At 46.5% G+C, this 15318-nt stretch carries 8 protein-coding genes and 1 pseudogene; all 9 read right to left on the reverse strand.

Going from position 1 to position 15318, the window contains the following annotated elements:
• Nucleotides 1-173 precede the first annotated feature (173 nt).
• Complete coding sequence (locus tag QQ91_RS18930; protein WP_166277391.1) at nt 174-1439, reverse strand: glycosyltransferase; 1266 nt, start codon at nt 1437-1439, stop codon at nt 174-176.
• Nucleotides 1440-1685: 246 nt separating this feature from the next.
• On the reverse strand, nt 1686-2945 hold the full coding sequence (locus tag QQ91_RS18935; protein WP_166277394.1) for a glycosyltransferase family 4 protein: 1260 nt from the start codon (nt 2943-2945) through the stop codon (nt 1686-1688).
• Between the two features lie 101 nt (nt 2946-3046).
• Nucleotides 3047-4135 carry an acyltransferase family protein gene (locus tag QQ91_RS18940; RefSeq protein ID WP_166277397.1) on the reverse strand — a complete coding sequence of 363 codons (1089 nt, stop codon included), beginning with the start codon at nt 4133-4135 and terminating at the stop codon, nt 3047-3049.
• A 30-nt stretch (nt 4136-4165) separates the two neighbouring features.
• Complete coding sequence (locus QQ91_RS18945; RefSeq protein ID WP_166277400.1) at nt 4166-5107, reverse strand: sulfotransferase family protein; 942 nt, start codon at nt 5105-5107, stop codon at nt 4166-4168.
• Nucleotides 5108-5137: 30 nt separating this feature from the next.
• Complete coding sequence (locus tag QQ91_RS18950) at nt 5138-6064, reverse strand: sulfotransferase family protein (RefSeq protein WP_166277403.1); 927 nt, start codon at nt 6062-6064, stop codon at nt 5138-5140.
• A 196-nt stretch (nt 6065-6260) separates the two neighbouring features.
• On the reverse strand, nt 6261-7709 hold the full coding sequence (locus QQ91_RS18955) for an MOP flippase family protein (RefSeq protein WP_166277406.1): 1449 nt from the start codon (nt 7707-7709) through the stop codon (nt 6261-6263).
• A 56-nt stretch (nt 7710-7765) separates the two neighbouring features.
• A complete protein-coding gene (gene tyrA / locus QQ91_RS18960; RefSeq protein ID WP_166277409.1) occupies nt 7766-8944 on the reverse strand; it encodes a bifunctional chorismate mutase/prephenate dehydrogenase in 1179 nt (392 codons plus the stop codon).
• A 151-nt stretch (nt 8945-9095) separates the two neighbouring features.
• Complete coding sequence (locus QQ91_RS18965) at nt 9096-14402, reverse strand: SDR family NAD(P)-dependent oxidoreductase (RefSeq protein WP_166277412.1); 5307 nt, start codon at nt 14400-14402, stop codon at nt 9096-9098.
• Nucleotides 14403-15000: 598 nt separating this feature from the next.
• A pseudogene (locus QQ91_RS18970) lies at nt 15001-15318 on the reverse strand (hypothetical protein); the annotation flags it as partial.

The raw sequence follows: 15318 nt of genomic DNA on the forward strand, positions 1-15318 counted from the left end.
TTTTGTGTCAGTTTACTAATAGCTGGTTGCCAGTAAAACCAGGTAGATTGCAACAGCCACGCAATTCTTAGTTTGTTAGTCATATTATTCTTATTGGAAAATGATTCTTTGCTTCGCTCAATAGATATATCAGACTACTATATGAATAAACCTAAAAATAATCAAACTGAAACCTAAGCCGAATTGCCTAGACATTGGAAGATCAACTTTGAGAAATCCCTGTGGGAATTTTGGCTTGCAAACGATTTTGCCATACCGAGACAAATTGCACTCGATGGATTGTCAATCAATGTTTGCATCCCTTGAGCAAGTTGCTTTGGTTCTGAGGAATCCAAGGTCGTTCCTAATTGATATTGTCGGACAATTGCCCCCATTAACCCATAGTCAGAACTGATCACTGGTTTCCCCGTGGTTGCGGCCCAGATTAAAATTCCGCTCATGCCAACATGGCGTTGATAGATGGCTAGCACTATGTCTGATAGATAAAAGTATAGAGGTACTTCTGCGTCGGGGACAAAATCATAATGACGGATAATTTGAATAGGATATCGTTCACATAGACTGTCTACTTGATGATTAATCCGTACCCGATTACCATCATCTGCTCCACCGACTAGAAGCAGACAGATCTTCCGGTTCACGTCTTTAGGCAACAACGGAATTGAATCCAATATCTGATAAATTCCTTTCCGCCCCGTCAGGGCACCAAACATCAGGAAAATTGTCCGGCCAGCTTCTATCCCAAGGTGCTGCGTGAGTTGACTGAGTCGATCCTCCAGATCGGCAGGAGCCGGATCGAGTCGCACAGGATCAGAGAGGTGAAGCACTGATGCCCACGCCGGAACATTATCAATATATTTGAGGACAAAGGGATCTAGGCTGAACAGATTGCGAAACTTGCGGTTGTGCAGAACTCGATGAAGCAGCATACGCTCCCACATGTGTTGAATTTGTTCCCGTCGGGAAGACTGCTTCCCGGAGAGTTGAGGATAGTGAAACGTGGGTCGGAAATAAATACCAGATATGTCACAGGGAAGAGTAACGTCAAGGGCGATCGGGAGTTCGTAGGTGTCCAGATACATTACCAGAGCGTGATCAACCTTGAGGGTTCTGGCATATTTGCGAAAGAGTTTCCATTCCTGAAAATTCCTCCAGTTGCGATTGAATCCGTTACTTCGATTCGCCAAGACTGCTTCTTCAGAGTATGTAATCGCAACAAATTCAACATTCTGAACTGTAGGACGATTGGCATATTCTACAACATCATAATGCTTCATCAAAAATTGTGGAGAAACTACGATTGAGAGTTTCCCTGGTATCGCATAGTCTTCCCAACATTCAATCAAATATTGAATGTAGCTGGGATGATGTCCATAAATAGAAAGATCAAACAGCATCAAATGATGATTAGAAAGGTGCTGTTTCTGAATACAATTCATAGAGCGATTTAAGAATAAAAACAATACAGAAATTTAATGAAACACCATGGATTAATTCTATGGCTCTTAGCTATTTCACTATACTCTTCAGTAAATAACATTTTGGAGCATGGATAAGGTGATACAAGGAACATACGTAGAGTTTTATTGAAAGTCTTATACGGTATTCATCCATAGAAAACCCAAAGATGGATAACTCCGTTGCTTTGACGGGAGAGTAATTAGCTTTGCCCTCAATACTATTTGCTACGAAAGTATATCTTCGTATAACGCAATGTGACGTTTAGCCTGGAGATCCTGGCTAAACTCCTGAATGGCCTTTTCGCGAGCATGATGGCTGAGTTTATGGTGGCGATTCTCGCTCGGAGACACTCCGCGATCGCCATCCTCTAGCACCCAGACAATGCCCTGGGCTAAGTCCTGATATTCAAAGGGCTGTGCCAAATAGCCATCCTGTTGATGACTGACGATATCTTTGACCCCTGTGGCGTTAAACGCCACCACGGGCGTCCCGCAGGCAAGAGCTTCCGAAGCCGTCTGTCCAAAGGATTCCTGCATAGATGGCACGATCATCACATCTACAGCTGAGTAGGCGATCGCCAGGGTAATGTCATCATGAAACCGTCCCAGGTAATGTACGGGGAACCCCAGATCTAAGGGAGTACTGGGCTGATTAGCGCCAAAAATCACAAGTTCAAGTTTCCCGTGCCAGTCCGTAGACGCTAAATCTTTCAGGGCAGGAACCAGAAACTGAAACCCTTTACGGGGATCATTCATGGTACCGGAGGAGGCTCCAAACAGCACCAGTTGCTTATCCTGGGGCAGTTTTAGAATATCCCTGGCAGAGGTCTTCGGGACAGGCTGATATTGGCTCAGGTCCAATCCATGGGGAATCACTTCCACCCGCCGATTCCGGAACAGAGAACTGCTACGAACACAGTCTGCAAACCAGTGGCTGGGGGTAATCAGCGTTAAATTCAAATCCTTCCATGCCTTTGCCTTTCGCTGCCAGATACGTCGAGATAAATCCTGCTCCCGCTGACTGTTTAACTGGGGGCAATATCCACAGTTTTCCTTGTACTGAAAACAGTCTTTGTTGTAATGACATCCTCCGGTAAACACCCACATATCATGCAGCGTCCAGACCATCGGCTTGTGCAAACGAGGCAGAGTTTCAATCTGCACAAAGCCGTTACAAATCCAGTGGAGGTGGACAATGTCCGGGTTCAGGACGTTGAGTCGAGGGGCGATGGCATCCGGGAACCATTGCGGGGAAAACAGAGCGCGATCGCGGTTCGCATAACGTTTAAGGGGGAATCCGTTCATCACTGGCCCCAAGCGGGTTTGCCAGGAGGCATCCGAGATTACCTGATCATCAATGCTATCTTTAGCTCGCACCAGCATTTGGGAGGTAGCCCCCAGCCGATTTAATCCTTGATGAAGACGGTACGCGGCCCGCGCCGCACCGCCATCCAGGTCAGACGTACTGAGGTGAACAATGTTCATAGGGCAACATGCCTAAAATATGTCATGAATATTCAGTGGTCAGATGCTTAGGTCAGCGATTAATAGTATTGTTTCCAAAAAGATTATTTCTCTACCTAAATCTAGGTTCCCAACAGAAATGGTGCCGCCAGTTTTTTCTGTTTAACTAAATTAGTAAACCACCAACAAACCAACAGAATTAGCCCAGAACAAATCAACAATGTGAAACTAGATGCACTAGATAAAAATGCAGGATAGACTCGATTAATTACAATATAAAAGCTCTCTACAAAAAACAAATGTGAGAGGTAAATTCCAAAGGAACAAACACCCAAATCTTGAATCCAGACATTCCCCTGAAGAATTTGAGAAATCATTAGTGCCAACATCAATCCCGTATATCCTCGCCCCAATTCATACATAGATCCAGGTAAAATGTAAATGCCCCCTAGGTTAACGGTAATAAAGATGAAAAAAGCTACTGAAACCTGCCACTTCTGAAACCCCAACCGACGACTCTGAACCTTGGGATGGGTCCAGACCATCGCAAGCAAAATGTAAGGTAAACAGCGAATTGTCCAGGCCAGAGCAACCAACAAGAGTCTAAGCAGAATGTTATTTCTGAGTGCTGGAGATATGTTATCGAGCATTGTTAGAAAAGCGGCTCCTTGAGCATTATTAAACTCATTACCCGATGCCAGCAATGCCTGATATCCAGCTAAAGAAACAATGAATAACCCAACTAATAAGTAAATGCTGATGTCTCGCCGGGGCAAGAGATAGATTAATTTAACTAAAACTGTTCCCATCATAAGCAATGGCAAGAAGTAGAGATGAAAAGCAGCCCCGCCGCAAAAAATTATTCCAACTGGATCTTGAACAATAGTTGCAATTTTGTCAGCTTCACCATCCAATAAATATTTCAGCCCTTTATACCCCAGATAAACACCACTCCAGATGCCATAAGGAATCAATAATCGCATGGCTCTGACCCTAAGCTGAAATGGTTTTTGCGCAGTATAAAATTTCAGAAACGATAAATAGAAAGATGCTGCCAGGAAAAAGGGAACTGCAAATTTAGAAAACTCTAAAATACTATTCCATCCGTAGGGAGACAGGGTTAAGGGTTCATCCGAATGCAACACAATGACTGCATAGATTGCCAGCCCTCGCAATAAATCAATACCCGTCAACCGATTTTTTTCGGACATACTTGATCCTCAAAATTTATGTTTTATAATTCAGTCGTTCTCAAAAATCAATTCATGACTCCAAAATGTTAAATCTCTGCCAATCAGACCACTAAGTCTTTTGACTTCACCTGCAAACTCTTTCTGGAGTTGTTGCTTGAGTTCAGGATTCATGGATTTCCTTGACTCAGTCTTAATATTGAAGCCTTGTAAATATTGACGAATGGATTGACGCAGCGAGACTGGAATCAGATGCTTGACAACTTGAGCCGATTTCGGGGGACGCTTAAGGAGCGTTTGCAGTGAACGGTTTCGAATAGTCTTATTTGAGTTCACAACTTCAAACTCCGGCATGAAGGTGGCATCACAGTCCAAAAACTTGAGGGTTTCACGATATACTGTCGCAGTATCCTTCTTGAAATCATCAAAAATAATAATTTGCACCTGTTCAGAACCGAAGATATCAAGATAGCGCTTTACCTGATCATAAAATTGAGCAATTTCTCGATAAAAGAAACACTCAATCGGATGATCATGTCGGGACGGCAACTTCTGTCCGCGCTGACGATCCGCTTCTACCGCTAAGGCTACCTCCAAATCGAATACATCTTCGTCACCCCAGAACAATAATTGGGAATACCAGGAATAAATCATATCCACTGGATTTCTGAGCATGATAATAATCCGGGCCGTAGGGCAAAACTCTTTAATCTCTTGGGCCGCAGTCTTTGAATACAGATAAAATACAGAAGATTCACCCAACCGTTTCTCTTGAGTTGCACTCGCATAATAGGCAAGATACTCCTCCAGAGACGGGCGAGAAAAAGCCAGGTCCCGTCCAAAAAAATGTAGTTCTTTCTTACCACCATACGTAGCCTCAATGGTACTGGAGGTATCTGGAATATAAATCTCGGGATGCTTTTCTAGATAGCTATACAGCGCAGTTGTTCCACATTTTGGTGCCCCGGCAATAAAAAAATCAGGTTTCTTCACCCTATTTTCCTTTCGTATGTAACAACAATCTTATTTCAACCAGGCGGACAAATCACGCTGAAGCAAATTTTGTAATTTTAGCGTGTCCTCACGATAAACAGCCAGCAAGTCCTGACGAATTTCGGGGTTCAATTGAGGTTTATTAAGCATATGCTTCTCAAGTTTCTGACCAATTCCTCTAGGCAAGAGAGGTTTCAAAACGGATTGCAAAGGTTTTTGCTTAACCATGCGATAAATGAATTGATTCTTTGGTATACCAGATACTCCGGCTCGCACTGATGTATCTGGTGCGAATGTATCATCAATCTCTAAATATCTAAATATGTCTTGCAAGGTGCCCGTGGCATCTCGTTGCAGATCTTCATTCAGACAGACGTGAATTTGCTTTGGAGAAAACAGGCTGTAATAGTGGGTAAGCTGCTCATAATAAAAGCCTAGTTTCTTATAAAAGAAAATGGGTGTCCAGTTTTCTCGCATGAATTTTTCTTCTGAATAAATTGCCTCCGCAAAGTTTGTTAAATGGGGTATCCCCTGCTGTATGCCATTGAGATATTGTCCTGTGAATGCAGAGTAAGCCCGCTCTACCGGATGCCGAAGGATGGCGATGAGTTTCACATCTGGAAGACGGGATTTAATGCGTTGTGCAGCCTCAGGCGTGTGTAAATAGCTTGGGGAGGCTTCCCCGATGGCCTTTTCACTGGAGACTCCCTGAAACAATTGACAGTAGTCCTCAAATCGGGTAATAGCAGTCTGATTAATTGGATCAGAGCAGTTGCCTGCTCGAACAAACCTCAGAGTTTCCCCTTCAAAACTAAAAAAATGTGGTTCTTTCAAAGAACTCATGTAAACGTCGGGGTGCTGCTTCAGATAGTAATAGAGGGAAGTTGTCCCCGCCTTTGCAGCACCAATGATTAAGAAGTTAGGCAATATTTTTTGCTGAGTATCATGGGCGATCATAAATATAGAAACCTGGTTATATAGCACTTTTTACTCGGACTGCAGGGGGCGCTGCTCTCTGCGTAGGGGTTGTACACCTTTAAGCCAATAAAATCCACTCTAGTGAACAGAATTATAGTTAGAAGATAGAAAATACTTAGGAGATTTCAGGGCAATTCCGCAAACGTTCAGTGGGCAAGGGTTATGCTTTATTTCCTCATGCTAAAGGCCCAGCTATGCGGGCAAGCTTTAACAACCGCTGGGTCAGGTCAGGGGCTCCAATCGCAGTTGTCAGCCCATAAGCTAACGCTCCAATTAGAATATACAGTCCCAGGAGAAATTGAGCATTCAGTGTCAAGTTCAAAAATTGCTTTGCTGTTAATAAACTGACAACCATGACACCTGAACCCAGTAGCGGAGGGATAAATTGTTTGCAATAGGTGAGAAAATCAAGTGGTATTAATTGATTAACCACTACCAATCGAATAGGAGCAAACAGGTAGGTTGAAATAACAAGGGCGATTGCCACCGCCACAATGCCCCACTGCACGGCGATCGCAAAGGCTATAATCCGCACCAGCGTGTCAGATAACGATAGCATCAAACTCCATGACGGTTTTCCCATCGCCATAATTACAGCCCCCGTAAAGTTGACCAAGGCACGGGCAACCCCGACAAAGGCCAGACATTGCATTACGGGAATGCTAGGTTGCCATTGGTCACCGAACAAACCCAGCACCAGTTCTGGCGCCAACACGGCCATTCCAAGGAATGCAGGTAGGGTCACAAAGCCAACTAACTCAGTTGCTGTATAAAATGCCCGACGCATTTTTTCCAGATCATTTTGAAGCCGGGAGAAAGACGGCAACACCACTTGTCGGATCGTATCTGTCAGTAATTGAGTAAGCGTTACGAGCATTTTATAGGCGACGGTGTAGTAACCTAATGCCACTGGCCCCAGAAAATATCCAATCAGCAGGTCATCTCCCCTAACATTTAGAAAAGTCAAAATGTTAATCCCAACAACATTAATGCCGAAACGGTAAAGATCTCGAAAATGCTTAACCGAAAACTTAAGTTTTGGCCTCCATCTTGTAATTTTCCAGAGCAAGAGTGTGCCCACAATGCTAGTTACCAACTGTTGGCAGACTAGACTCCACACACCAAAGTTCATCAGCGCCAGGGTAATAGCAACAATGGTACCGGCCAGTTGTCCAGCCAGTTGCCGAGCCGCTAGGGCTTTAAAGTTCATCTCGCGGCGGAGAATTGCCTGTTGGGTTGTGTTCACAGAGTTGAAGACAACCAGCAATGACATCCAGCGCACAATAGGGATAAGGTCCGGTTGCTTAAAAGCCAGGGCAATAGCAGGGGCACTGATCACACCCAGTATAAAAAGGAACAGACCAATACCAAAGTTTGCCCAGAATGCTGTATCCAGGTGTTCCCGATCTAAATCTTTCCGCTGGATAATAGCATCAGAGAACCCCTGACCTAAAAGCGCTTGGATCAGGTGAATAAAGATAGTTGAGAGAGATACGAGGCCAAATGTCTCGGGTCCAAGTAACCGAGCCAAAACGAGAAAAGTAACAAAAAAAAGAGCCTGACTTCCCCAGTTTTGAATTGAAGTCCAAAGAACACCTTTAACAACTTTTTGTTGGAAACTCATGGAGATATTAACTCTCAAATATAGGCATAAGTTAAGAGGAAGTTAGTGAAACACTATCAGGCAGCTTGCTCATGATGAGGACGATTGCTGACTTGAATAGGAACTTGAGACGATGCCCTTGTATCCAACTGACTGGCAATTAATAAATCACTGAGATTCTTAATCAAATAATTGCTTTCACTAAATGCCCGCTCCGATTCCAGACAAAATACTTGATGAGCCGCATGGAACTCATTCAGCAGAGATTCTCGCTTCCTACCGAGGAAGAGCTGAGCAATTTCCTGATAGGTATCAACGAGTCGTTGAACCACTTGACAACGATCATCAGACGCCATGATGATATCAGCATAAAGAGCCGTATCCTGGGCAAATAATCGACTAACCATATTGATTTCCATACGATAGATGGGACTAGCAAACTCAAGACTGCGATTAATATCGATATTTTCCCGTGCTAGAAAGACCCCCAGACATAAGGTGGAAAAATGGCGCACTGCCTGCACCACAACCATCATCTGGTCATGCTCTTCAGTAGATGCCATCACTAATTGACCACCATCCTGTTCAATGAGGTCTAACAACCATTGAAATGTTGCATCATGACGACCAGGACAAACAACGACTTTCTGAGCCATAAATGATTGAACACCAGGACCAAACATCGGATGTAGTCCCATTACAGGCCCTTGATGAGCCTTTAACATGGCTTTTACAATTGGAGCTTTAACACTAGCAATATCAGCCAGAGCTGTTCCCGGAGATAAATATTGGGCAACTTGATAAGCTAAAGGCTCGGTCAAATGTAATGGGACACAAAGTAACACCAGATCGACATCGGCCAGCAACTCAGCGGCCGATGACCAGTTATCCCGTTCCAGAACCTTAACCATGTGACCGGCTGCAGTAAAGCGTTGGCAGAAGAATCGCCCCATGACTCCACGACCACCAACAACAGCAATCCGTCGTGCCGTCCCTAGGGTAGCACTCTGTGATTGTTGTAGCGTAGCGGCGGCGGTACATCCAGTGACCAGGGTCTCCCAGAGGTGTTCTGGTACGTCGTACTGCTTCAAGCAGGCTTGTCGTGTTTGAAGTTGCTGCTGCAATGACAGCGCGTGTCCCCTTGCAAATTGCGAATTCCCTATCAGAGCAATCCGTTGTTGCAGAAGATAAATCAGGGCAGCGTCAATGGATTCGAGATCAGTTTCTAGGGCTTGAACTTGTTCGGCGGTAAACATGGGTTTTCCTCGTTAAGAACCAACCTTGAATGGATTAAACTGCTCTAGAAAATTTAAAAACATAATGTAATCAGCAGTTAGACTTTCACGCATCTCCTAGGTGAGATAGTACGTCCCTGAGGGTGGACAATCTACTAGGGTTGACAATCTACTAGGGTTGCACATTCTCCAGTACTTCTCTAATCCTTGGTCCTAGTATCTGTAAACTCTTTGGCCGATAAAGTAGGGACTCGCCATGAACCCCCGGCACGTCGAAAATTTTTAATTCACCCTCAATAACCTTGCTCCAGCCCAAGGTAGGTTCAGGGTAACAACCGGGGGGTTGTTGGCTAGCCCGGAACAGCACAGCAGAACCGGAATACGGTTCTGGGTTATAATTCAGAAATGCTTTGACAGTGGCTTCCTGCACTCGCTGATAGCGTTGAGGCAGGGAGCGACCACTATCTAGGTAGAACCGGGGCACCACAAACGCCCACGGCGTATATCTCAGGAGATTCAGGGTGATAGCCTCGATTTGATTGAGCGGCCAGTTCAGGCTACTGGATACTGATTTTTGGGATTGAGCCGAGGACGCTTCGGGCTGGTCAGCATCCGTCGTCAGAGCTGGTGCCAGTCCAGACGGGAGGTGGCTGTTTCGTTGGGATATAGGGGAATCTGTCAGGAGAGAGGTGGTTGCTTGTTTGATATCAGGTTTCCCTCGGTTCAGTTTCTTCTGGATTAAAGCAGGCAGACGTTTGACACCCATCAACAAGGCATAAGGCAGCAGAGAAAAGAAACGGGGCACTACGGGCAAAAGCTTGGGATAACCAGGACCAAGGGAGTCGATCATAGCTAGGAGTGAGACTTCATGACCCTTTCCTTGCAATATTCGGGCAATTTCAACAGCAATCATACCGCCTACCGATAATCCAAGCAGATAATAGGGGCCTTTAGGTTGCGCCTTAAGGATGTGTTCAACGTAGATGCCGGCCATTTCTCCCAGCCGAGTAATGGGAGCACCTCCATTTAATCCAACGGCCTGCAACCCGTAGAGAGGTTGATCCTCGCCCAAGTAAGGCACCAACTCTCGATACATAAGAATATTGCCCCCAGCTCCATGAATACAGAAGATTGGGGGGTTGTTGCCATTGGGCTGAACGGCCACTAAGGGAGACCATTCCTTTATTTCTGTATTGTCCTGAATCAGAAATGCCAGTTGTTCAATGGTTTGAGCCGTGAACAGAGTGGACAGAGGTAGATTTGTGCCTAGAACATAATCAATTTGAGCGAAGAGTTTGGCCGCTTGAATGGAAGTGCCACCCAGTTCAAAGAAACTGTCGCAGACACCAACTCGGGGAATGCCTAACACATCCTGCCAGATTTGCACCAGCTTCTGTTCGACTTCGGTGCGGGGATTCACTAGATCGTTACTGGTAGAGGAACCCAGGGTCAGCAACTGCGGCCGATCGATCACACCAATGTCAGTGAGGGGCATCTCTGGTAAGTGATGGATGGTGCAGGAACTGAGGATACCGAAGCAATCATACACTCCCATCTCCGCCGATTCCACTTCTAACCCCTGCTTTCGATCCCGCAAGGTGACATAAGCCGTCAGAGATTGCATCGACACAGATGGTGCTTCCAGATATTGCTGAACATTGCGGCGAGTGCCATCCAGACCAATCCAGAGATGCCGCTGGCCGTTTTGCAGACTGCCAATAAAAGATTGCAACCCCTGTTCTGGGGGAATGGTATAGAAGCCCTGGATGCGGGAAAACTCCTTCATTTCGTAGCCCTGGCTCATACCCACGTCATCCCACATACTCCAGGAGAAGCAGTAGCTATCTACCGAACTGTGGTGATGCAAAGTATGGGCAAAGGCATCGAGAAACCGGTTGGCTGCGGCATAGGCACCCCCCCGATTGCCGCCAAAGAAGCCATTCACAGACGAGAAAGTGATAAACAGAGCACCGGGTTGGTTAGCGACAAGTTGGTAGAGCGATCGCGCCCCCGTCACCTTGGGATAGAGCACCGCCGCAAGGCTATCACGGGTTTCCTCCAGCACCGAGTGATCCGAAGCCACCCCAGCTAAATGCACCACCCCATGCAACGGTTGTTGCCACTGCGCACAGGCATTGGCCACCATCTGTTTGACTTGGGCTACATCGCCCAGGTCAACCGCACCGTATTGAATCTGTCCCCCCAAGGCTTCTAGCTCTTGATAGGCAGCAATACGTTGCGCTAGAGCAGCATCTTGAACTTCGTTCCAGGTTGATCGTTCCGGTAGCGGAGTACGGCCCAATAACAGTAACCGAGCCTCAAAGGTGGATAGCAGATAACGGGCAACTTCTACACCGACACCACCTAAACCACCGCTGAGCACATACATTCCCCCCTTTTGAAAGGGAATGGGCTGTTGTGGCTGCTCTGACCAGTTCACAGACTCTAAGCGGGGCACCCAGCGGCTTCCCATGCGATAGGCCACTTCGATATCCGTGAATCGAGCTACCAGTTCGGCCCGAATCCATCGCACGGCATCGGTGTCTGCATCCGTGGGTAAATCTAGGTGGTGACAGTCTAACCAGGACATTTCTTGGGTGGCCGATTTGAGAAATCCGAGGACGGTGGCCCGTTCTGCAATGACTGCATCTGTGTCGAGAACAGATTGGGTCTGGGTGCTGGCCATCAGCACTGACACGGGGGTATCTTCCCCCTGAACCGACGCTAGAGCCTGCACCAGGAAGAGCAGGCTGTACAAGCTGGAATCCAGGGCATCGGCGTGCCCCTGAAGAGGATCTGCGGATGATTCCAGAGACCAGAGGTGGATGACCTGGGTGACGGGCATCCCGGTTTGATTTATAGCAGCGATGAGTTGTTGATAGTGACCCGATTGGCTAGGGTCAATCTGGTAGTGATTATTGTCCAACATCAGAAATGTTGAACTAGTTTCAGCAATCACACAGGTTTGTCCGGAATCCGTCAGGACTGCTTGCAGATGCGTGCCAATGGTGCCAGCATCCCGGAAAATCAGGGTGTGACCTTGTGCAATCTCAGGCTTCAGAGTAGTGATCTGCTTCTGCCGCCAGGTTTTCTGATAAAACCAGTCGGGTAGAGTATTAGCGTTAGCCAGCAGCAGATCCACTTGTTTAAGGATGGGGTCGAATTCCCCAGCCTCGAACTGTTTGCTGAGTTGCGATCGCTGAATCTTGCCGATAGCAGTTTTGGGAATGACACTTCTCTCAACAGGAATCAGATAGGTCGGATTAATTCCTACTTTTGCCACCACCGTTTGCCTCACTGTCCGAATCACCTCTGTCAGGTCAGTATCATTAGTGGTCGTGACATGGAAGAAAATCGCCAGATCTTCCGTAGACCCGACGCCATCCCGCACCGCACAAGCTGCCGTGTATGACACGTCAATATCATCCAATTCTTCAACCACCGCCTCAATTTCGTGGTTATAGTAGTTGGCTCCATTGATGATGATAGTTTCCTTGGCCCTTCCCGAAATCACCAGATGTCCGTTAGACAGGAAGCCTAGATCACCCGTATCAAACCAACCCTCCTCTAAGAAAACCTCTTGGTTCACAGCCGGATTTTTATAGTAACCAGGAGACACAGCATCGCCTTTGACTTGCAGGCGACCAATAGTATCTTCCATCAACACCTGATCCTGGCTATCCACAATCCGAATTGAAACCCCTGGGATCACTGGCCCCAAATCTGTAAAAACGGAACAGTTGGGATGTTCGGGGCTGACACGCTTGATTTTGCCCTGAAGGGAGAGTTTGTCGACGATATGGCGAGTAATAGCTTCGGCTTCAGTAGGCTGATAGTAGGTAATACCAGACCCCATTTCTGCCATGCCAAAGGCGGGGCGGATGGCGGTGTTCTTAAAACCATACCCGGACAGATTGTCGATGAAATCTTCCACGGCAGTGGAGGACACTGCCTCTCCGGCAGTGAGCAGGGACTTGACACAGGATAAATCCCAAGAGTGCTCAGCATCCTCCTTGAGGGCATCGTTGACCAGGGCATAGGCAAAGTTAGGTGCCCAGCTATGGGTAATCCGATAGCGATCAATCAGATCGAGCCAGTTCAGGGGCGATCCCAGGACGTACTCCTTAACGGTATACACCAGGGTGCAGCCAAGATACAAACAACGTACATGCCAGTCCGAAATACTGCCAATGTGGTCAAAAGGTAGCCAGTTGAGGATGACATCATCGGCGGTGTGGTGACACAGCACATTGGTGCCGATGGCTCGGGAAATCAGGTTCCAGTGGGTCAAACCGATACACTTGGGCATTCCGGTGCTGCCGGAGGTGAGGTTGAAGAATGCTAGGTCATGGGGCTGACAGGAATGATACTCTGGATTCGGTTCGTGAGCCCTGAGGCAGTCAATGCCGCGAATGGTTAACGCGTCTGCCGGAAGCCACTGGGAAAGCTGCTGGGCGGGTGCTAGGTTACTGGCTCCCGTGAGAATTAGCGGATTGTCCAGCAGCTTCCAGACATTACAAAGCTTCTCTACACCACTGTTGGCGTCGTGGTAGTTGGGGGGCAGACTCATGATTACGGGGATGAAGCCTCCCAATACGCAGCCCCAGAAGGCAGGAATGATGTCCTGAGTGAGTTCCAATTGAAAGATGACTTTATCCTGGGGGGTTAACCCTAGGCTACGTAATCCGGCCAAAATCCGCTCTGCCTCTGCCAGCAAATCTGCGTAGGACTGTTGACTTTCAGTACCATCGGGGGCGAGGTAGATAATGCGTTCCCCCGCAACTTCACGGGCCGCCCGGATTAACAATTCTGGTAAGGTCTGCAAATCATGAGCATCTGCCGGCAAGTCGCCCCCGTAGGCTAGAGCGGGAATCTGGGAAGCAACTTCCTCTGCGTCAGGAACGTCCGATGCCTCTGCTATTGGCTTCGCTCCAGGAAATAGATCGGGTTCGATAGTGAGAGATGTTTTCCAGTTTGGCAACAGATCGGAGAGGTGCATCACAGAGGGTCGGGCCATCGTGGGTTGTGGGACAACGGCCACCTGATCCACATTGTCTAGAGATTGGAGAGTAGTTTCCCATCGCTGTATCAGGTCGGAGTCAATCACTTCGGCGATAACGAGCGATTCTTCATCAACCTGCCCATCTACTGTGAGGGGAATACTAGACAGGGCAACATAGTGCTGGGGAATAAACGCTGGCGGCAGGAGGTTCTCCAGATGGGCAGTCAGACGTTCTGGAGAAAACGGCTCAGAGACGACAACATACCCAACAAACGTTTGATGGGCTGCCTGATCTCGTCGATGCAGTACTATACAGTCTTCAACGGATGATTCCTCAAGTAAGACTGTAGCAATGATTTGAGCATCCGAAATACTGGCAACATCCTGGTGCGATCGCTGTGCTAACAGGTTGCGTAAACCAACAATAAATCTTTCTTTCTCACCGATATCAGCATTACGGCTGCCTAATAAAACCATGTTACACTCCTTAGCCTGAATGATATAAACACTCCCCCGCTTTCATCACTGTTTTAGAGATCCAAACAATATCTTGCCGATCAAATAAACTACTCTGACAGTTTTGGAATTTAAAAATATAAAATCTTTCATGAAAATTATTCAATCTCTAGAACAGTTTGGCATTGAAAATCTCTATTAGAAAAACACGTCAATACAAGAGCAAATCGCTCCATAAACCCTACGCAAGCAGGCAGGAAATGTATAAATCAGACAAGATAAATCGAAATCTCACAGTTCAAAGATTTTAGGCTTATGTTTGTGCAGCTTGGCTGAGAAATCCAAGGCTCACATACTTAGCACTTATTCTGACACAATCTCAAGTCCTAACAATTCTGCCTACCCACTTAAAAACACGAATTGATCTACAGGAAATCATGAATTTCTTTCTAAAAATGTACTCAACTAGCAAAAATATTCTTTCAACCTGATCTATAAAGTCTACATCCAGCTTGTTGTATAAGCCATATAATTGGACGGTTTTAATTTATTCAGGGTCATATGTGCTAAGGTTCTAAGTCTGTAGACACAAGAAGATATGTGGTAAATAGTTACATTCCTAAACTTTCATCGGCTTATCTCCCACATCGCTACACAAAGGAGAAATTAAATCACCATACAACTTATTAGTCAGACTTTTGGTCATGTAATGTTCACGATCATCTGCACTTACTGCGTGGTCTAAATGATCATCCATGCCTCCAGTCATATCCCCCATGTCGTGGTCTGAATGATCATGCTCTGAATGATCACCCATGCCTCCGGTCATATCTCCCATGTCGTGGTCTGAATGATCGTGTTCTGAATGATCCTCGTCCGTATCGCAGAGACAGGTCTCATCGTGCTGATGATCATGATCGTGCTCTGAATGATCATC

Source organism: Lyngbya confervoides BDU141951 (assembly GCF_000817775.3).
Classification (GTDB): domain Bacteria; phylum Cyanobacteriota; class Cyanobacteriia; order Thermosynechococcales; family Thermosynechococcaceae; genus Lyngbya; species Lyngbya confervoides.

Bases quoted from the DNA above. Each gene is read 5' to 3' on its own strand.
- QQ91_RS18935 (WP_166277394.1), bottom strand. From the start codon at position 2,945: ATGAACATTGTTCACCTCAGTACGTCTGACCTGGATGGCGGTGCGGCG.
- QQ91_RS18955 (WP_166277406.1), bottom strand. From the start codon at position 7,709: ATGAGTTTCCAACAAAAAGTTGTTAAAGGTGTTCTTTGGACTTCAATT.
- QQ91_RS18950 (WP_166277403.1), bottom strand. From the start codon at position 6,064: ATGATCGCCCATGATACTCAGCAAAAAATATTGCCTAACTTCTTAATC.
- tyrA (WP_166277409.1), bottom strand. From the start codon at position 8,944: ATGTTTACCGCCGAACAAGTTCAAGCCCTAGAAACTGATCTCGAATCC.
- QQ91_RS18940 (WP_166277397.1), bottom strand. From the start codon at position 4,135: ATGTCCGAAAAAAATCGGTTGACGGGTATTGATTTATTGCGAGGGCTG.
- QQ91_RS18930 (WP_166277391.1), bottom strand. From the start codon at position 1,439: ATGAATTGTATTCAGAAACAGCACCTTTCTAATCATCATTTGATGCTG.
- QQ91_RS18965 (WP_166277412.1), bottom strand. From the start codon at position 14,402: ATGGTTTTATTAGGCAGCCGTAATGCTGATATCGGTGAGAAAGAAAGA.